This is a genomic window from Lachnoanaerobaculum orale, assembly GCF_003862485.1.
Taxonomy (GTDB): Bacteria; Bacillota; Clostridia; order Lachnospirales; family Lachnospiraceae; genus Lachnoanaerobaculum; species Lachnoanaerobaculum orale.
Map to the genome: position 1 here is coordinate 514,985 of NZ_RRCM01000001.1, position 19,645 is coordinate 534,629.

Below are 19,645 nucleotides of genomic sequence, written 5' to 3' on the forward strand. Positions count from 1 at the left end.
TTATGTAGAGCCGGGATTTGTCTGACAAGCGTGACTGATTCCGGCTTGCCGAGTATATCGGAAAGTGATGTGGCGGAATCTGTCGCCAATGATATTCAAAAGCTTAAGCCGAGTGTGATGATGGAAACCTTAAAGAAACTCTATCCTTTCTTCCTTGCACTGGCATATGACATAGTGATAGTGATTATTACATTACTTATAGCAAGTCAAGTGATCAGACTTTTATCAAATATGCTTGATAAGTTCTTAAAAAGGATAAATATTGATATAGCTGTAAGGAGATTTTTGCTGTCTACGCTGAAAGTGGCACTATATGCCTTGGTTGCACTGGGACTGGCGGAAAGAATCGGTATAAGCAGTGCATCCATAGTGGCAATACTGGGTTCTGCAGGTGTTGCGATAGGTTTGGCATGGCAGGGAAGCTTAAGTAACTTTGCCGGAGGAATGATTATTCTTTTCAGTCACCCCTTCAGCAGAGGTGATTATATCATTACTCCGAAGGCTGAGGGTATTGTAGATACTATAGGTATAATATATACGGTGCTTTTGACACCGGACAACAAAAGAATATCCATACCCAACGGCGCGTTGGCAAATGATGTCATCACCAATGTTACAGCAAACGATATCAGGCGAATAGATATAAAAGTGGGAGTATCATATAACACCGATATCAGAAAAGCAAAAAAGCTTATAAAAGAAGCATTTGATGAAAACGGATTGATACTTAAGAACAATGATATAGTTTCGTATGTGGACGATTTGGCGTCTTCCGCCGTTATGCTTGGCGGTATGGCATGGTGTAAGACAGGAGACTATTTGACTGCAAAGTGGGCAATAGTCGAAGAAATCAAGATAAAGTTTGATAAAAACGGCATCGAGATACCTTATGACCAGCTCGAAGTACATATAAATGAATCAAAGGGATCTACAAATCAGAACAAAGCAGAATTACTTTAGCATAGTAGAGAAATAAAGTGTTGACAGATACACTTTAGTGTGCTACCATAAGAAAGCGTTAAGACAAAGCAACAAAGCAAAGAAAGTAATGAGGTGTATTATGAAGAAAATTTATTTGTTTGGAGTATTGGCGGCACTTATGTTGGCAGGTTGTTCTAATGCAAAGACAACCGAGAGCACATCTGCATCTGCAGAAACAAGTAAAACTGCAAGCGAGAGCAGCGAAGCAGTGAAAACAGACAGTAAGAATACTTTTACTGTAGGATTTGATCAGGACTTTCCTCCGATGGGATTTGTAGGAGATGACGGACAGTTTACAGGATTTGACCTTGAAGTGGCTGCCGAGGTTGCAAAGAGAATGGGCAAGGAGATAAAGTATCAGCCTATAGCTTGGGATGCAAAGGATATGGAGCTTTCATCAGGCACTATAGACTGTATTTGGAACGGCTTCAGTATACAGGGAAGAGAAGATAAGTATACATGGTCAAAGCCGTATATGAAAAACGATCAGGTATTTGTAGTAAAATCCGATTCGGGTATAGATTCAATAGAGGATCTTGCAGGTAAGAAGGTTGAAGTACAGACAGATTCTTCAGCAGAGGCCGCATTAAAAGAAGACCCTGATATGGTAAAGACATTTGGAAGCCTTCAGACTGTAGCTGATTACAACACCGGATTTATGGACCTTGATATGGGCGGTGTTGATGCTATAGCAATGGACAGTGTGGTAGCAAACTATCAGATTACAAAAAGAGGCGGAAACAGCTTTACAGTGCTTGATACACCGCTTGCAAGTGAAGAGTACGGTGTAGGATTTAAGCTCGGTAATGAGGCTTTGAGAGATGAAGTTCAGGCAAAGCTTGATGAGATGAAAGCTGACGGAAGCTTGAAGACTATTTCAGAGAAGTGGTTTGGTAAGGATGTTACTACTTTAGAGTAATGTAAGAGACGCTGACAGTTCATCTGCCGGCGTTTTTTATGCACAATATATCTTATAGGAGAATTTATGAATATTCTTAATATTGCAGCAAAGCTTGCACCGGGTATGCTTGTAAGTATACAGATATTCCTGGTCACATTGATATTTTCGCTTCCGCTTGGACTTTTGGTTGCATTTGGAAGAATGAGCAAAATAAAAACAGTATCTTATCTGTGTAAGATTTATATATCTATAATGCGCGGTACACCGCTTATGTTACAGCTTATGGTGGTATATTTCGGACCTTATTATATCTTCGGAGTATCAATTTCGGGAAGCTATCGTATGGTGGCTACCATAATAGGTTTTGTAATAAACTATGCCGCTTACTTTGCGGAGATATACAGAAGCGGAATCCAGTCAATGCCTGCCGGACAGTATGAAGCTGCAAAAATATTGGGATATAGTAAATCTCAGACATTCTTTGTTATCATATTGCCGCAGGTCATAAAGAGAATATTGCCTTCCGTAACCAATGAGGTAATAACCTTGGTAAAGGATACTTCACTTGCATTTACAATAAGTGTAGCGGAGATGTTCACTATGGCAAAGGCATTGGCAAGCAGTACGACAAGTATGTATCCTTTTGTATGTGCGGCATTGTTTTATTATATATTTAACGGTATCGTTGCATTTGTAATGGAGTTTATTGAGAAGAAATTGGAATATTATAAGTAGGTGATTATGTCATTATTAAGTATGAAGTCGGTAAAAAAGTCCTTTGACGGCGTGGAGATATTAAAGGATATTTCACTGGAAGTCGGTGAAGGTGAGATTTTAAGTATTATAGGTCCTTCAGGTTCAGGTAAGTCTACACTGTTGCGCTGTGCCACACTGCTTGAAAGTATGGATGACGGTGAACTTAGCTACAGTGGAAATCCGGTATGTAAAAGTGTGTCAGGAAAATCTGTTTATGAAAGTCCTGCAACTTTGAAAAAGATTTCAGAGCGTTTCGGGCTTGTATTTCAAAACTTCAATCTCTTCCCACATATGAATGTGTTGCAAAATATCTGTGACGCGCCTATAAGAGTACAAAAAAGAGATAAAGCAAGTGTGAAAAAAGAGGCTTTTGAACTGCTTAAGAAAATGGGGCTTTCAGACAGAGCCGATGCTTACCCGTATCAGCTTTCAGGCGGACAGTCACAGAGAGTGGCAATAGCCAGAGCATTGGCGCTCAATCCGAAGATTTTGTTTTTTGACGAACCTACCTCGGCGCTTGACCCGGAGTTGACAGGAGAGGTTTTAAAGGTTATAAAGTCTTTATCGGATCTGAATATTGCAATGGTCATAGTAACTCATGAGATGGCTTTTGCAAAAGAAATTTCAGATAAGGTTATTTTCATGTCGGGCGGTGTTATAGTGGAATCCGGGACTCCGGATGTGGTATTTGCATCGGACAATGAAAAGACAAAGAACTTTATAGGGGCATTAAACAAATAGACGGAAGGTGAAGATATGAAATATATAGTGGTACTTGGCGACGGAATGGCCGACAGAGATATAAAGGAGCTTGGCAATAAGACAATACTTGATGTGGCAAAGAAGCCCAATATTGACGGCTTAAAGGGCATTATGGGTATGGTAAAAACAGTGCCTGACACACTGAAGCCCGGCAGTGATGTAGCCAACCTTGCAGTAATGGGATATAACCCTTTGGAGTGCTATACAGGGCGTTCTCCGCTTGAGGCTGTAAGTATCGGAATAAAGATGAAAGACAGTGATGTGGCAATCAGGTGTAACCTTGTTACACTTTCAGATGAAGAGGATATTAAAAAAAGAAAGATGATTGACTACTCTGCAGGAGAAATATCAACAGATGAGGCAAAGGAGCTTATAAAGGCTGTAGAAGAAGCGCTTGGAGACAGCGAGTTTAAATTTTATCCGGGAATCTCATACAGACACTGCCTCATCTGGGATAAAGGTCAGACAGGCCTTAACCTTACACCTCCGCATGATATATCAGACAGAGTTGTAGGAGAGTATCTGCCGAATAATGATAAGATTTTTAATCTTATGGAAAGAAGCTATGATATATTAAAAAATCATCCTGTAAATACAAAAAGAATAAAAGAAGGTAAGAACCCTGCAAACTCCATATGGCTTTGGGGTGAAGGTACCAAGCCTAGGATAGAAAACTTCTATAAAAAGACAGGGCTGAAAGGCGCTGTAATTTCCGCCGTTGACCTTATAAAGGGTATAGGAATCAGTGCCGGTATGGAAAGCATTGATGTTGAAGGTGCGACAGGTACACTTGATACCAACTATAAGGGAAAGCTTGAGGCCGCAAAAAAGACATTGTTAAAGGACGGCAACGACTTTGTATATATTCACCTTGAAGGACCTGATGAATGTGGACATCACGGTGATATAGAGGGTAAAATTTTGGCGGTTGAAAGAATTGATAAGAATATAGTTGGCCCGCTTTGTAAGGAGTTAAGAGATGCCGGTGAGGATTTTGCAATGCTTATAATGCCGGATCACCCTACACCTATTGAGACCAAAACTCACTCATCCGATCCTATTCCTTTTAAAATCTACAGATCAAATGCTGAGAAGGGAAGTGTCGAGGTATACAGTGAAAAGAATGCGGCTAAAGGCGGAATATTTATAGAAGACGGGTACACTTTACTGTCAAAGTTTATAAACAATACATTATAATCACAGGTCTGCAATCCGGGATTTACGGATATGCAGACTTTTATTTGCCCTTGATATATGGTTTTTAATACTATATACTGATGTTATGAAAACTAATATTGAAATTATAAATGATATGATAAAGCATTTTGAAAAGCTTGATATTGTAAAGTCTGAGGATATTCCGGATATATCGCTGTATATGGATCAGATGACAAGTTTTATAGATGAGAAGCTGACAAGTTTTAAAAAAGAGGAGGATGATAAGCTTCTTACAAAGACTATGATCAACAACTATACCAAGAATAAGCTTTTGCCGCCTTCAGATAAGAAAAAGTATACAAAGAACCATGTGATGCTGCTTATCCTTATATATTTTTATAAAAATGTGCTTTCATTTGCCGATATAAAGAGTCTGTGTGACCTAAGTGTATATGACAGTTTTAAAAAGGAGGACGGCTCACTTTCAAGGCTGTATGATATTTTGGTAAGTATGGAGTCGGATAAAAAAGATGCGATTATCTCAGACTTAAAGGACAGGCTTGAGTCTGCAAAGAAAAAGTCAAAAGACTTTAACAGCGAAAGTGTTGAGTTATTTACATTTTTATCAGATATTGTATTAGAAGTATATTTTAAACAACATCTTATTGAGTATATTTTGAATAAATTATAATGTAAACGTCAAAATATCTTTGTTTCTATACATACTTATATAAAAATAACATATAAAAGATATGAATTAGTAAGAAAATTTTAACTATACATGAGACCTTAAATTAAATATACTTAGAGTATAAAGACAGCAAGGCTGTGAAAATATAAGGAGGAATGTATGAGGTTAGCTAAGAAATTGGCGATTTTCGGGACGGTCTTAGTATGCTCATTTGCGGCGATGCCTGTATATGCGGCGAATAAGACCATCAGTTCAGTTGGAATAAAAGTAAATACGGATTTGGATATAGGAGACAATACGGACACACTCAGTATCAACTACGGAGGAAATTCAGGCGGAGATATCAATGTATACACCGCATCGGACAGGTTCAATGTGGTGGATGCGGAGATTACAAGCGGAAAGAAGCGTCTTAATATAGGAGATGAGATAAAGCTTAAGATTACACTTGAGCCTGCAAGCGATTATTCCTTTAAGGGGACTTATTCATCATCCAATATAAGCGTTACCGGAGGTAAGTATCTTTCATCTTCAAAAAAAGACGGTGACTTGGTGGTGGCCGTTAAGTTAAATCCTATAAAGGGCACATATGAGCAGCCTGAGGATGTGGAGTGGAAGGACAGCGGTATCGGTATTGCCAAGTGGGATGAGCCTTCGGGAACTTCAGGATATTACGAGTTGATACTGCTTCGCGGAAGCACACAGGTTACCAAGGTGGAAAATTATAAGGGTAACAGCTACAGCTTTAGAAACGATATGACACAAAAAGGTACATATAAGTTTAAAATCAGAACAGTAAGTCATGGTGACGACTACGGCAGAAGTTCGGACTGGGTGACTTCAGATGAGTTTTATCTGGATGAGAGCAATGTATCAAAGGGCAATAACAACTCTTCAAACCAGGGTGGAAACGGTGTCGGAAACAATGTAGGCTGGAACAAGTCGGGTGATACATGGTACTTCAGATTCCCTGACGGAAGTCTTAAGACAAACGGTTGGGAATATATAGGAGATAAGTGGTATCTTTTTGACGACACGGGCAGAATGCTTACAGGTTGGCAAAAGAGAGACGGTGAGTACTACTATTTGAACTCATCAGGTCAGATGACTATGGGATGGCAGCAGTCAAACGGTAAGTGGTATTACTTAAATGCCGAGGTGCCGAGAGGTAAGATGTTAAGCAACACATGGCTTCACAGCAGTGACGGCAAGTACTATTATTTGGACAGTAACGGTGCTATGTGTGAGAAGTGGACACAGATTAGCGGAAACTGGTATTATTTCTATCCGGGTTCGGGATTTATGGCTACAAACACCACAATTGATTCATTCAGACTGGGCGCAAACGGTGCCTGGATAAGATAAAAACGGGGCGAAAGCCCCGTTTTTTATAAATCTTTGAAATGAAATTCTTTTTTACCGTCTGCATAGTCGGCTACAATATCGCCGTTGCCGTAAAGCTTATACTTGTAGGTGCAAAGTCCTTCAAGGCCTACAGGTCCTCTTGCATGGAGTTTTCCTGTACTGATTCCGACCTCGGCACCGAAACCGTATCTGAAACCGTCTGCAAATCTGGTTGAGCAGTTTTTGTATACATTTGCCGAGTCGACTCTGTTCATAAAATAGTCCGCATTTGAATCTATATTTGTGAGTATGGCGTCGGTATGATGTGAGCCGTAAGTATTGATATGATTTATCGCCTCATCAATGTCGTCAACCGTCTTTACATTGACAGTCTTTTCAAGGTACTCCGTATGAAAAGAGTTGTCTGTAGCAGGTACGGCATTATCAAATTTATCTATGATATTCTTATGTGCAAATACTTTGATCCTAGCATCGTTAAATGCTTTATTTAATCTTGGGAAAAGCTTATCTACAGCATTTTTGTGAACCAGTATTGTCTCTGTGGTATTGCAGGCTGAAGGATACTGAGTCTTTGCATCCACCAAAATTCTTATAGATTTGTCAAGGTCAAAATCTTCATCCACATAGGTGTGGCATATACCGTCAGCATGTCCCATTACAGGAATATTTGTATTGTCCATAATATATTTTACAAAGGAATTTGAACCTCTAGGTATAAGCAAATCCACATATTCATAACAGGAAAGCAGCTCGCTTACATCACTTCTGGCCTCAAGCTGAACAAGTGCATGCTCGGGAAGATTTGAATCTTTGATGGCTCTTTTTATACTTTCAAATAAAGCTCTGTTTGTAAGCAAAGCCTCGCTGCCGCCCTTAAGTATGGCTGCATTACCGCTCTTTATGCAAAGTGAAGCAATCTGAACCAATGCATCAGGTCTTGCCTCAAAGATAACACCTATAACGCCGATAGGAGTGGTGGTTCTTGTAAGTACCAATCCTTCATCAAGTTCCCTTTTTAGAGTGATTTTTCCGATAGGGTCAGGCATCTTTATAAGGTCGTTGATTCCGGCTATAACGGTATCCATCTTATGTTCGTCAAACAAAAGCCTTGACAGGATGGAAGATGAGATGTTTTCAAGACGGGCATTTTCGATATCTCTCTTATTTTCCGCCAATATATGTTCTTTATCTTTTTTGAGGTTCTCAATAATATTTTTTAAGCAGGTATTTCTCATCTCATTGCTGCTTGCCATAAGCAAAAATGAGTCCGCTTTTACTTTTTTTGCAATTTCTTTCATAACTCTCCTTATTTAAAAATTGATTGTACCAGTACCATATAAAGTATTGTACCGGCGGATATGGATAAAATCATCTGTCTTTTCCAAAAATGAAGAAAAACTGTAACCGCAATACATATGGCTTCGGGAATTGCGTGGTTGTCATTAAATACGGATACATCCTTAAGCGAGTACACCACTAAAAGTCCAAGTACTGCAGCCGGAAGCACCTTTCCGAGGTACTTTATATATTTTGGGGTTTCCTTATTTGCGGGAAAAGCGATAAAGGGTAAAAATCTTGTGATCATAGTCGCTATAGCCACGACTGCAATTATAATTATACGTTGTATTGTACTCATTGTCCAAACCTTCCTCTAAGCAGTGTCAGAGCTGCCAATATAATCAACATGGACGGTATTATAAAGTTGGCACCTTTGAATATAATCAGACAAATAAAAGATACAATCAGTCCTATGATTGAAGCGATGTGATTTTTTTCTTTCAGCCAATTCTCTAAAAATATTACGACAAAGAGTGCGGTCATAACAAATTCAATACCTTTTGAATCAAAAGGTATAAAGCTTCCGAATATACCTCCCAAGGTGGCACCGGCAACCCAATAAAATTGATTTAACAAGGTCACAAAGAACATAAACCATCCCTTGTCAACGCCTTCAGGGATAGTGACTGTAGCATTGATAGAGAATGATTCATCACACATTCCATATATAAGATAGTATTTTTTAAGTCCCGGTATATTGTACTTTTCAAGCATGGACAGTCCGTAGAACAGATGCCTTGCATTTATCATAAGGGTGAGGAAAAATATATTTATAGGGTCAAAGCTTCCAATCAACCATGAAACGGTGGCAAACTCTACAGAGCCGGCAAATATTATAAAGCTCATAAACATCGGGTAAAGAAAGTTAAACCCTGAACGATTCATATAAATGCCGTAAGCAATTCCTAAAAATAAAAATCCTGCCAAAATAGGTATAGTATTTGGAAATGCTGCAAAAAATGCCGACTTTATTTTATTTTGTTTTTGCATATAACTCCAAAAAATAAAAATGCATACCCATGTGCGGGTATGCACTGTTTGATTTATTTCTTTAAATCCTCAACAATCTTATCAGCCATAGCGACTACTTCATCATACTGTGCATTCTTTAAAAGTGACTTTATACTGATTGTTTCATCCGATATATTCACCTTCTTTAACTGGCCGATGATTTCACGCATTCCCTTACCGGCTGTAAGCGCCCAAGAACCGTTCTCAACTACGAATACATCTCTGTTTTGGAAGTTGTGTGCTACAAGATCCATAAGGAAGTTCTCCATAGGTGTGAATATACCGCCGTTGTAAGAAGAAGCGGCAAATACAAGAACCTTTGCTCTGAATGCTTCAGACAAAAGGTATGAAACATCAATTGAAGAAATATCATATACCTTGGTATTTCTTATACCTCTTTGTGCCAAAAGAGTGGCAAGCAAGGTAGCAAATTCTTCAGTGTGTCCGTATACCGAACCTGAGTAGATTACAACCTCATCATCCTCAGGAGTATATGAACCCCAAGTTTGATATTTCTTTATACAAGCTTCAATATCTTCTTTTGTTCTGAATATAGGACCGTGCAGTGCACAAATAAGTTCAATATCAAGACCTGAGAGCTTCTTTATAATGTTCATAACCTGTAGACCGAACTTGCCTACGATATTTGTATAGTATCTTCTCGATTCGGCAAGCCACTCGGACTCATAGTTGAGTTCGTCGGCAAAAATATTTCCTGAAAGTGCACCGAAACTGCCGAAAGCGTCTGAAGAAAAAAGTGTCTTTATTTTCTCATCATATACCATCATTACCTCAGGCCAGTGAACCATCGGCGCAAAGAAGAACTTGAATGTATGCTCACCTGTACTTAATGTGTCGCCTTCTTTTACTTCATGGAATCTGTGATCAAGTGAAAAGTCGAAGAACTGACCTATCATCGCCTTGATTTTTGCATTACCTACTATCATCATATCAGGATGCATATTCAAAAGGTCGCCGAGAGTTGCGGCGTGGTCCGGTTCCATATGTGTTATTACCAGGTAGTCAAGGTGTCTGTCACCAAGTGTTGCTTCCAGGTTTTCAAAGAATAATCCCTCAACAGATCTGTCTACGGAATCAAAGAGTATTGTCTTCTCATCCAATATAAGATAGGAGTTGTAAGACATTCCGTGAGGAATAGGATAAGCATTCTCAAAAAGTCTCTGTCTTCTGTCGCCGGCTCCTACATAATATAAATTGTCCTTAATACATTGTTCCTGATGCATAATTCCTCCATATAATATAGATATAAATATCTGTTCATTTAATCAACCTCCTATAGTATAAAGCAAAAGTTTTTATTTGCAAGATTTTTATAGCATACAATTTTATAAAATTTTATTTTAAGGTAAGGATTTTTGTTTTTATGCTTTGCTATATTATATGAATATGGTATAATGGTGAACGGAAAATACAGGAAAATACATACGGAGGTTTTCACATGGCAAATAAGTGGGTATACCTTTTTACAGAAGGTAACGCAACAATGAGAAATCTTTTAGGTGGTAAGGGAGCAAACCTTGCAGAGATGACAAATCTCGGTTTGCCTGTACCACAGGGATTTACAATTACAACAGAGGCTTGTACACAGTACTATGAGGACGGCGAGAAGATTAACGATGAAATCATGGGCCAGATCATGGATCACATCAACAAGATGGAAGAGATCACAGGAAAGAAATTCGGTGATAAGGAAAATCCGCTTTTAGTTTCAGTTCGTTCAGGTGCAAGAGCATCTATGCCGGGTATGATGGATACTATTCTTAACCTCGGTCTTAACGAAGAGGTTGTAGAGGTTTTGGCTGAGAAGTCAGGCAACCCTAGATGGGCATATGACTGCTACAGAAGATTCATCCAGATGTTCTCAGACGTAGTTATGGAAGTAGGTAAGAAGTATTTTGAGGCTCTTATCGACAAGATGAAAGAGCAAAAGGGTGTTAAGCAGGACGTTGAGCTTGACGCTAATGACTTGAAAGAGCTTGCAAATCAGTTTAAGGCCGAGTACAAGGAAAAGATCGGTAAGGATTTCCCTTCAGATCCTAAGGAGCAGCTTGTTGAGGCTATCAAGGCCGTTTTCCGTTCATGGGATAACCCTCGTGCAAATGTATATCGTCGTGATAATGATATCCCTTATTCATGGGGTACAGCAGTTAATGTACAGATGATGGCATTCGGTAACATGGGTGATACATCAGGTACAGGTGTTGCATTTACAAGAGATCCTGCTACAGGTGAGAAGAAGCTTATGGGTGAGTTCCTTATGAACGCACAGGGCGAGGACGTTGTTGCAGGTGTTCGTACACCGCAGCATATCGACCAGTTAAAACAGGTAATGCCTGAAGTTTATGATCAGTTTGTAAAGATTTGTCATACACTTGAAGATCACTACAGAGATATGCAGGATATGGAGTTTACTATCGAGGACAGAAAGCTTTATATGTTGCAGACAAGAAACGGTAAGAGAACAGCATTTGCGGCACTTAAGATTGCATGTGATCTTGTAGATGAGGGTATGATTGACGAGGCTAAGGCTGTTTCTATGATAGAGCCTAGAAACCTTGATACACTTCTTCACCCTACATTCGATCCTGAGGCACTTAAGAAGGCTACACCTATCGGTAAGGGTCTTGCAGCTTCACCGGGTGCGGCAAGCGGACAGATCGTATTCACAGCTGAAGAGGCTAAGGAATGGGCAGACGCAGGAAAGAAGGTTGTTCTTGTAAGACTTGAGACATCACCTGAGGATATCGAGGGTATGAAGGCTTCACAGGGTATCCTTACAGTTCGTGGCGGTATGACATCACACGCAGCCGTTGTTGCTCGTGGTATGGGTACTTGTTGTGTATCAGGTGTTTCTGAGATTGTTATGGATGAAGAGAACAAGAAGTTCGAGCTTGGCGGAAAGACATTCCACGAGGGAGACGTTATCTCATTTGACGGTACAACAGGTAATATCTATGACGGCGCTATAGCTACAAGAGAAGCTCAGATAGCAGGTGAGTTCGGAAGAATCATGAGCTGGGCTGACAAGTACAGAAGACTTAAAGTTCGTACAAATGCGGATACACCGCATGATGCAAAGAAGGCAAGAGAGCTTGGTGCAGAGGGTATCGGTCTTTGCCGTACAGAGCATATGTTCTTTGAGGGCGACAGAATAGACGCATTCAGAGAGATGATTTGCTCAGATACAGTAGAAGAGAGAGAGAAAGCTCTTGAGAAGATCTTACCTGTACAGCAGGGAGATTTCGAGAAGCTTTATGAGGCTCTTGAGGGTAACCCTGTTACCATCAGATTTCTTGATCCTCCTCTACATGAGTTCGTTCCTACAGAGGAAGCTGAGATTGAGAAGCTTGCACATACTCAGGGCAAGAGCGTAGCACAGATTAAGGCTATCATCGCTTCACTTCACGAGTTCAATCCTATGATGGGACACAGAGGTCTTCGTCTTGCAGTTACATATCCTGAGATTGCGGTTATGCAGACAAAGGCTGTTATCAGAGCGGCTATCAACGTAGCTAAGGCTCATCCTGATTGGAACCTTAAGCCTGAGATCATGATTCCGCTTTCATCAGATTCTAAGGAGCTTAAGTATGTTAAGGATATCGTTGTAAAGACAGCTGATGCCGAGATCGCAGCAGCAGGATCAAACATCAAGTACGAGGTAGGTACAATGATCGAGATTCCTAGAGCATGTCTTACAGCTGATGACATCGCTAAGGAAGCTGAGTTCTTCTGCTTCGGTACAAACGACCTTACACAGATGACATTCGGTTTCTCAAGAGATGATGCAGGTAAGTTCCTCAATGCTTACTATGATAAGAAGATCTTTGAGAACGATCCGTTTGCTAAGCTTGACCAGGTCGGTGTCGGCAAGCTTATGAAGATGGCTATCGAGCTTGGTAAGAAGACAAGACCTGAGCTTCACGTAGGTATCTGCGGCGAGCACGGTGGAGATCCTTCATCAGTTGAGTTCTGCCACAAGATTGGTCTTGACTATGTGTCATGTTCACCGTTCAGAGTGCCGATTGCAAGACTTGCAGCAGCACAGGCAGCTATCGCTGAGAGAAAGTAATATAATATATAGATAGATTTTGGAGCAGACGCGAGGGCGTCTGCTCTTTTTTGGTTCTTTGTCAAGTTTTGGGGTGGGTTGATTTTTCAGCTCACTTTTTATTTTACAAAATGTTTTAATAAATAATATCACCTTACAACTCATCTTAAAAAACAATTCTTAAATGAATCTCAATATTTTTTTATCGAATAACAATACATTTTTATTGCTAAACATTAAATTATATGTTATCATGTTCCCAGTATTAATGAATTTTTTACAGCTTGTAAATATCTATATGTAAAGTAGGAGGTTGTGATGAATTGGACACAAAATAAAAGTATAGCTTTATCTAAGGTATGTGTATTTGTTTTTGCCATATTGGGTATACTGCTTAATATTTACATACACCATGATATAAAATTTATTATCTTAAGGCGCATTTATATTCCTCTTTCCAAGGAAGAACTTATCGGAAAGTATATCATTTTCAGTATGATTGCTGTTTACATACTTGATATACTTGCCTATACCGCACTGTTTCTCCTATATAAGCTCTTATGTAATATACATAAGTCTAAAGTATTTATAGCAGAAAATGTCAAGTATCTTAGAATGCTTTCATGGTGCTGTTTTATTGTCTCATTTGTATGCTTTATTTTAACATTTTTCTATCTACCTTTTGTATTACTTGTTACAGGCTCTGCATTTATGGCTCTTATACTGAGAGTAGTTAAGAATGTCTTTACAGAGGCTATAGAAATAAAGCAAGAAAATGAGTATACCATATAAGGAGAAAAGTTATGATTATGGTAAATATAGATGTGGTAATGGCAAAAAGGAAGATGTCTGCCGGAGAGCTTGCCGAGCGAATAGGTATCACAGCTGCCAATTTGTCCATTCTTAAAAATAATAAAGCCAAGGCGGTACGATTCTCCACTTTGGAGGCTATATGCAGAGAACTTAACTGCCAAGTGGCAGATATACTGGAATACATACCTGACGAAAACTAAAGGAGGTCTTTAACATGAGCGAAAATTTATCAGATAATTATACAGCTATAAATTCAGATAATGATATAACTGCAAATGCAAACAATAATGTATCTGACAGTTCAAACAACACTGCAAGTGCAGGCAATAATATAGCTGACGGTTCAAACAACACTGCAAATGCAGGCAATAATATAGCTGACGGTTCAAACAATACTGCAAGTACTCCCACAGTCGGCATTAATATGGAGTCTGAAACTTCAAATAAGACTCCAATAAAAAAAGAGCCTAAATATAAGTTTGAAACGTTAGATATAATAATGCTGCCCGTTGTATTTATACTCGCATTTTTATGCATAAAATATTATAACTTAAATACAGGCATGGTAACTTTAGGTTTGGGAGCTACCTTATACATAGTACTTTATGTTATCTCAGTGCTTGCATATGCTAAATTAAAGGCTATTAAGTTCAATAGTGAAAGTATTATTTTATCGGTACTTATGATACTTTTAGCCATAAGCTTTACTGTTTTTTATAACTATTCCCTTAATATATTTATGCAAATAGCTATGAATTTTATGCTTATTTATCTTCCTGTAACGGTATTTAACAAGCTTATAAAAAGCGAAACTTCAGCGCTTATATTATATGACTATATCAATGCACTTGTATTTATTCCTATACATAATGCTACTTCTTTTTGGATTTGCATGTTTTCAAAGAGGGGAAAAAGCACTTCAAGTACAAAGACTAAGTACTTTTTGCATATTTTTCTAGGACTTTTGATTGGTACTCCGTTTATAATGATTGTCATTTTCCTGCTTTCAAGTGCAGATGCTACTTTTAAAAATATTTTTGACCATTTATTCAACTTCGATATCAACGTTCCTGAAAATATAGGAACTCTTATATGGTCACTACCTATGGCAACCTACCTGTACGCACTTATCTACGGAAGTTCCATAGAGGATAATTCAAAGTCCTTTAATATAGATAAGTTTAATAAAACCATGGATAATGCAGCTTTCATACCAAGACTTAGTTTATATACCGTTAATGCAGTTATTTGCTGCTTTTATATTCTTTTTATAGGAATACAGGCTATATATTTTATAGATATTTTAGGCGGTTCTTTGCCGGCTGATTTTACCTATTCAGAATATGCAAGACGAGGATTTTTTGAACTTCTGGCTGTTGCCTTAATCAATATAGTATTTATTGCGGTAGCTAAAATTTTTTCAGTTAAAAATGAAAATAATAAGTATTTGCGTATTCATATAATCCTAAATTCAATATTAACATTGGCACTTATATCGGTTGACTTTGCCAAGATGTATCTGTATATAAGCACTTATGGACTTACAACACTGCGCATAATTCCAAGTGTATTTATGATTTTCTTATGTTTTGTATTTGCCTTTATCATAATGGGAGAATTTAAGAAGAGCTTTCCTGTTACCAAATCAAGTTTCTATGCAGGAAATATACTTTTTGTACTTCTTTGTCTTGCCAATATAGACGCAGTGGTTGCCGGGTATAATCTTAATGCCTATATGAACGGTAATCTGCCATACTATGATATATATGATCTTAGGGAAAGTGATATGGCTGCAATGCCTGTTATTTACAAGGCTTGGAAAAACAGTTCCGATAAAGAACTTAAAGATAAGCTACACTTCTGCGCAGAAGGTATCATGGGGTATTATTCTTTTGATATAGATGAACCTATCAGTTATAATTACTCCAGAAATAAGGCTTTCGAAATAAAAAAACATATGAATCTAAATTAAGGTTCTTTGTCAAGTGTTGGGGTGGGTTGATTTTTCAGCCCACTTTTTATATTTGAATTTTTTGAACTTAGCATTTTACCTGGCATTATATATTTAAAGCCTGATAAATATTTTTTTGCACAACAAAAAGACCTCGTCCCCAGACATTTTTTAAGCCGTCACCATTAAAATTCTATTCCTAAAATATGTAAAGTTACGTACACCATAAGATACTCTTTTAAGTACCTTTATCTTGTTATTAAACCCTTCTGTAGGCCCATTTGATATATGTCGATACTTAAGTGGATTTAAGATGTATTTGTAATTATTTCTAAATGCTGTGATTGCCGCATTAAACTCTTTTATGCCGGAACTTTCCACTTCAAGCAGCCATTCGCGAAGTAGCACTCGTTGCTTTGAGTATGATTTTTCATCAAGTAGCTTAATAAACAACTCTTTTATGAAGTGTGCTTTCCTTCTCCAGAGCCCAATATACCTGCCTTATAAAGTGGTACCTGTCAACAACTATCTTAGCATTTGGAAAGTATGTTTTAGCTATATCTATGAAAGTCTTATTCATATCACATGAGAAATATTTTACATTCATGCGTTTTGACTTATCAAGAGACTTAAAGTATTCAACCAAACATGCACTCTTTCTTGAGTAGAGTATATCAAGAACTTTGTGTTTTATAGGATTCACAACAATAGTTTGATACTTTTCGGTTCCGGCATTCCCTTTAAACTCATCTATTGATATAGCTTCCCCAATTCTATCAGATGAATTGTTAAGTGTACCAAGTATCTTATATACAGTGTGAGTAGAAACATTAGCTTTGTCGGATGCCTCTGCAATAGTTATTGCACTACGGAAAGAATGAGCAATGAACTTGGTCAGCCTTTCTTAATAAAAAATTCAATACGATTGTAATGAGGACTAGACACAAGAAATTCATGTTTAAATTTGGTAAAATTTGAAGTAAATGTTCAGAATATCTGAACAAGAACAAAGAACCGGTTTGGAATATCCGAAAAGTAGAGCAAATCTACTTTACAGGTGCTTCCATTCTATTTTGTACTATTTGGTAATCAAAAAATAAATTTTTGCTTTAAGTATTGAAAAGTAGGGTTAGATATGTTGCTATTATTTTAAATCAAGAACTAAATACTTGATTTAAAACAAAGGAGGTAACTGTATGCATGAAATAATGTTAAAAATGAAATTGGCAAATCCTAATCCGACAGGTTATTTAAAGGATCATTTGGAATTCCTTAAAGCCAAACTTGATGAAATGAACTCTCTTGAGAGTAATTATAATCAAAAAAAGGTGACAGTAGTTGAACCGTTTGAAAATGACGACACAGTTGTTCTAAAAGTAGAATCTGAACTTGAATTAAGTTCACCTGGTAGAGCATTTACAGGACTTTCAAGATCATTATTAAATGAAAATTCAAATGAATATGACAGTTTTTTTAAAGAAAATTTATGGCATGGAAGATTGTTCTCATTTGAAAGAGTATATAAAGACTATAAAGTGATTGATAATATTTCAGACACGGATTTTTTGGTTAGAGTATTAGTATTAATACAAAAACCTAAAAGTCTTTTAACACAAACAGAAAGAAATATTCTGTCACAAATGAAAATACTTGCAGCTAATTTAACAAATGATTTTTCAAAAGGCGAAAAGGAATGATTACTTTAAATTCAAATGAAATGAAAGTATATGGAATGATTATAAATTATATAATTCCGGGTCTAGCTCCGGGTAATTATATGGCAAGAGATTTCTTTGGCAATACTCCGGCGATTCCAAGAGTAGTACGCCGTATCTGTGAAGAAGTGAAGGCAGGAAATTTATCTAAAGTATCATTGATTGGGAGAAAATCATCGGACGGGTATAAAATAAAATAGGTGCTTTGAAAATAGAAAGAATGCTGACTCAAAATCAAATATTGGAAGATATTCTTTTTGATTTATTTCCAAATAGTATGTATTATTGTTGATGTAGTTCCTTTGGCATTAACTCGTTATGGAGAGGAAGTTTTATTTGGGTGGGACTATTGGCAAGAATTTGATTGGAGGGGTAGTTGATGCAAAAATGGAAAACGAATCCGGAAGTGATAAAAAATGATCGATATAAAAGTGCTGAAATAGCATATATGGAGATACAGAAATACTGTAAAGTTAAGGGATATATGTTTTTTCCGGATATGACAGAAGAAGAATTTGTTAATCTTACTAAGATTATGTTTAAAGTGCCGGGATGGTTAGTTCCGATAGATAGAAAAGAAGAGTTTATTTCAGATAGGAAACTTGGGAAATATCGGGATAAATGGAAAGATTGTTATTTAATCTTAGGTGTTTTTCATGCCTTTGAGGACGATGGGAAATGGTACTTCTCTGTTAATATAGATGGGAAAAACATTGAAAAATAAGATTTGATATTTCTTGCCAGGCTGTTTGATTGACACAAAATACACCTTGTATTGAGAGATATATAAAGCAATGAGATATAGAGATGACTATTTGAGTAGGAGTGGAGATAGTAATGAGTACAAAATTTGATGATTTCTTAAATGAACAACTTAATGATGTTGAAATTAGAAGCGAATATGAAGCGTTGCAACCGGAACATGCCTTGATACAGGCTATGATTGATGCAGGGAAGGAGTTACTTGATGTGATAACGGAAAATCAGTATTTTTTATAAAATAATGTTTTAACTACTCTCTATGTTGGCAGTTTTGAAGTTTATTCTATTCGATGATATAATGGTTCGGTAAGTGAATTTGGAGGATACTGTTATGCAATTAAATAAAGATTTGAATATATCATTGTATAGGCAACTTATGTCAGAGATTAAGTATCAAATTGAGACAGGTAAATATAAAAATGGTGAAAAAATACCTACAGAAGCTGAACTTGAGAAAATATTTGGTGTAAGCCGAATAACAATAAGAAGGACTGTAAATGAACTATGTAGTTTAGGATATTTAGAAAAAAAACAGGGAAAAGGTACATTTGTAAAAGCAACTAAAATATTCAGAAAGATTGAGATGAGAAAATCACAAAGTTTTTCCAATACATGTATAAATGCAAATATAGTTCCTCGATCACATGTAATAGAAAGTAAAATTATATCAGTTACAAAAGATAAGATGGATTTTTTGAAGCTTAAAGAAGGTGATAATATTATATACGTAAAAAGACTAAGATCGGCAGATGGAATTCCTGTTATTTTAGAAGAACTCTTTTTTCCGGAAAAATTATTTAAAAATTTTGATATTTCAAAACTTGAAGATAGCTCACTATTCGAACTGTTATTAGAGGATCTTAAACTTAGAGAATACCCTAACGGTATATCAGAAATTGAAGCAGTAAATGCAGGTACAGAATTATGCAATGAACTTAGAATTAATACAGGCGATGCTGTTCTTAAAATGACAACTTATTGGAGTGACTCAGATGATCATCCTATATATATAGGTTGTGAAAATATAGTTGGTAGCAGGTATCGTATCACAATATAAGATGATTTTAGTATGTAAATATAATAGATGTAAAGCTTAACATATTGTATTAAATTTAATATGTTAAGCTTTATTTTATTGTTTTAATAAAAAATCTATAGTAAATAATCATAAAATAATATTTTTACAATATTTTATACTATATACATAAATAATATTTAAAAATATGTAAATAATCAACGAGGATAAGTATAAGTACATTATATGCTTGAATATGAATATATTTAATGATATACTTGCATTAATTAATATAACGTTATATAACGATATACTATTTATAGTATAAAATAATAACAAATAAAGCAATATAATTAG

The 19,645-nt window shown here is 36.8% G+C and carries 20 protein-coding genes and 1 pseudogene; 16 read left to right on the forward strand and 5 right to left on the reverse strand.

Features of this window, described 5'->3' with window-relative positions:
* The first annotated feature begins 30 nt into the window (after positions 1 to 30).
* The 7 genes from EHW90_RS02565 (at position 31) to EHW90_RS02595 (ending at position 6,614) form a co-directional block, all read left to right on the forward strand.
* Entirely contained in the window at positions 31 to 960 is a 930-nt protein-coding gene (locus EHW90_RS02565) for a mechanosensitive ion channel family protein (protein ID WP_124952621.1), read from the forward strand.
* A 100-nt stretch (positions 961 to 1,060) separates the two neighbouring features.
* Positions 1,061 to 1,900: an amino acid ABC transporter substrate-binding protein gene (locus EHW90_RS02570; protein WP_009446665.1), complete on the forward strand. Its 840-nt coding sequence runs from the start codon at positions 1,061 to 1,063 to the stop codon at positions 1,898 to 1,900.
* Positions 1,901 to 1,966: 66 nt separating this feature from the next.
* The gene (locus EHW90_RS02575; protein WP_009446664.1) at positions 1,967 to 2,617 is read left to right on the forward strand and encodes an amino acid ABC transporter permease; all 651 of its coding nucleotides are present in this window, start codon (positions 1,967 to 1,969) and stop codon (positions 2,615 to 2,617) included.
* 6 nt (positions 2,618 to 2,623) lie between these two features.
* The gene (locus EHW90_RS02580) at positions 2,624 to 3,379 is read left to right on the forward strand and encodes an amino acid ABC transporter ATP-binding protein (RefSeq protein WP_124951002.1); all 756 of its coding nucleotides are present in this window, start codon (positions 2,624 to 2,626) and stop codon (positions 3,377 to 3,379) included.
* Between the two features lie 15 nt (positions 3,380 to 3,394).
* The gene (locus tag EHW90_RS02585) at positions 3,395 to 4,597 is read left to right on the forward strand and encodes a cofactor-independent phosphoglycerate mutase (RefSeq protein WP_124951004.1); all 1,203 of its coding nucleotides are present in this window, start codon (positions 3,395 to 3,397) and stop codon (positions 4,595 to 4,597) included.
* 85 nt (positions 4,598 to 4,682) lie between these two features.
* Entirely contained in the window at positions 4,683 to 5,249 is a 567-nt protein-coding gene (locus tag EHW90_RS02590) for a DUF1836 domain-containing protein (protein WP_124951006.1), read from the forward strand.
* Between the two features lie 159 nt (positions 5,250 to 5,408).
* Positions 5,409 to 6,614, forward strand: a complete 1,206-nt coding sequence (locus tag EHW90_RS02595) for an N-acetylmuramoyl-L-alanine amidase family protein (protein ID WP_060930303.1) — start codon at positions 5,409 to 5,411, stop codon at positions 6,612 to 6,614.
* Positions 6,615 to 6,637: 23 nt separating this feature from the next.
* Here EHW90_RS02595 and EHW90_RS02600 read toward each other — a convergent pair whose 3' ends face one another.
* Genes EHW90_RS02600 through EHW90_RS02615 form a run of 4 tightly spaced genes read right to left on the reverse strand, consistent with a single transcriptional unit; the run spans position 6,638 to position 10,207 of the window.
* On the reverse strand, positions 6,638 to 7,912 hold the full coding sequence (locus tag EHW90_RS02600; protein ID WP_124951008.1) for a glutamate-5-semialdehyde dehydrogenase: 1,275 nt from the start codon (positions 7,910 to 7,912) through the stop codon (positions 6,638 to 6,640).
* A gap of 8 nt (positions 7,913 to 7,920) precedes the next feature.
* Entirely contained in the window at positions 7,921 to 8,250 is a 330-nt protein-coding gene (locus EHW90_RS02605) for a branched-chain amino acid transporter permease (protein WP_124951010.1), read from the reverse strand.
* Entirely contained in the window at positions 8,247 to 8,942 is a 696-nt protein-coding gene (locus tag EHW90_RS02610) for an AzlC family ABC transporter permease (RefSeq protein WP_124951012.1), read from the reverse strand. Before EHW90_RS02610 ends, EHW90_RS02605 begins: the two co-directional genes overlap by 4 nt.
* Positions 8,943 to 8,995: 53 nt before the next feature.
* The gene (locus EHW90_RS02615) at positions 8,996 to 10,207 is read right to left on the reverse strand and encodes an FprA family A-type flavoprotein (RefSeq protein WP_124951014.1); all 1,212 of its coding nucleotides are present in this window, start codon (positions 10,205 to 10,207) and stop codon (positions 8,996 to 8,998) included.
* A 215-nt stretch (positions 10,208 to 10,422) separates the two neighbouring features.
* Here EHW90_RS02615 and ppdK point away from each other — a divergent pair, with 215 nt between their 5' ends.
* The 4 genes from ppdK (at position 10,423) to EHW90_RS02635 (ending at position 15,817) form a co-directional block, all read left to right on the forward strand.
* Positions 10,423 to 13,053, forward strand: a complete 2,631-nt coding sequence (gene ppdK / locus EHW90_RS02620; RefSeq protein WP_124951016.1) for a pyruvate, phosphate dikinase — start codon at positions 10,423 to 10,425, stop codon at positions 13,051 to 13,053.
* A 297-nt stretch (positions 13,054 to 13,350) separates the two neighbouring features.
* Positions 13,351 to 13,824, forward strand: coding sequence for a DUF2975 domain-containing protein (locus EHW90_RS02625; protein ID WP_007590662.1), 474 nt, complete (start codon positions 13,351 to 13,353; stop codon positions 13,822 to 13,824).
* Positions 13,825 to 13,835: 11 nt separating this feature from the next.
* The gene (locus tag EHW90_RS02630) at positions 13,836 to 14,045 is read left to right on the forward strand and encodes a helix-turn-helix domain-containing protein (protein WP_007590663.1); all 210 of its coding nucleotides are present in this window, start codon (positions 13,836 to 13,838) and stop codon (positions 14,043 to 14,045) included.
* 14 nt (positions 14,046 to 14,059) lie between these two features.
* Positions 14,060 to 15,817, forward strand: coding sequence for a DUF4153 domain-containing protein (locus EHW90_RS02635; RefSeq protein ID WP_124951018.1), 1,758 nt, complete (start codon positions 14,060 to 14,062; stop codon positions 15,815 to 15,817).
* A gap of 150 nt (positions 15,818 to 15,967) precedes the next feature.
* Here EHW90_RS02635 and EHW90_RS13420 read toward each other — a convergent pair.
* Positions 15,968 to 16,499 (reverse strand): annotated as a pseudogene (locus EHW90_RS13420) (transposase).
* Positions 16,500 to 16,992: 493 nt separating this feature from the next.
* Here EHW90_RS13420 and EHW90_RS02650 point away from each other — a divergent pair.
* From EHW90_RS02650 to EHW90_RS02665, 5 genes are all read left to right on the forward strand, one after another.
* The gene (locus tag EHW90_RS02650; protein ID WP_124951020.1) at positions 16,993 to 17,493 is read left to right on the forward strand and encodes a hypothetical protein; all 501 of its coding nucleotides are present in this window, start codon (positions 16,993 to 16,995) and stop codon (positions 17,491 to 17,493) included.
* Positions 17,490 to 17,711 carry a hypothetical protein gene (locus EHW90_RS02655; protein WP_124951022.1) on the forward strand — a complete coding sequence of 74 codons (222 nt, stop codon included), beginning with the start codon at positions 17,490 to 17,492 and terminating at the stop codon, positions 17,709 to 17,711. The genes EHW90_RS02650 and EHW90_RS02655 overlap by 4 nt, the downstream gene beginning before the upstream one ends.
* Positions 17,712 to 17,890: 179 nt before the next feature.
* Positions 17,891 to 18,235: a hypothetical protein gene (locus EHW90_RS02660; RefSeq protein WP_124951024.1), complete on the forward strand. Its 345-nt coding sequence runs from the start codon at positions 17,891 to 17,893 to the stop codon at positions 18,233 to 18,235.
* Positions 18,236 to 18,348: 113 nt separating this feature from the next.
* Positions 18,349 to 18,510, forward strand: a complete 162-nt coding sequence (locus EHW90_RS13255) for a hypothetical protein (RefSeq protein ID WP_009446648.1) — start codon at positions 18,349 to 18,351, stop codon at positions 18,508 to 18,510.
* 94 nt (positions 18,511 to 18,604) lie between these two features.
* Positions 18,605 to 19,330, forward strand: coding sequence for a GntR family transcriptional regulator (locus EHW90_RS02665; protein WP_124951026.1), 726 nt, complete (start codon positions 18,605 to 18,607; stop codon positions 19,328 to 19,330).
* The last annotated feature ends 315 nt before the right edge of the window (positions 19,331 to 19,645 follow it).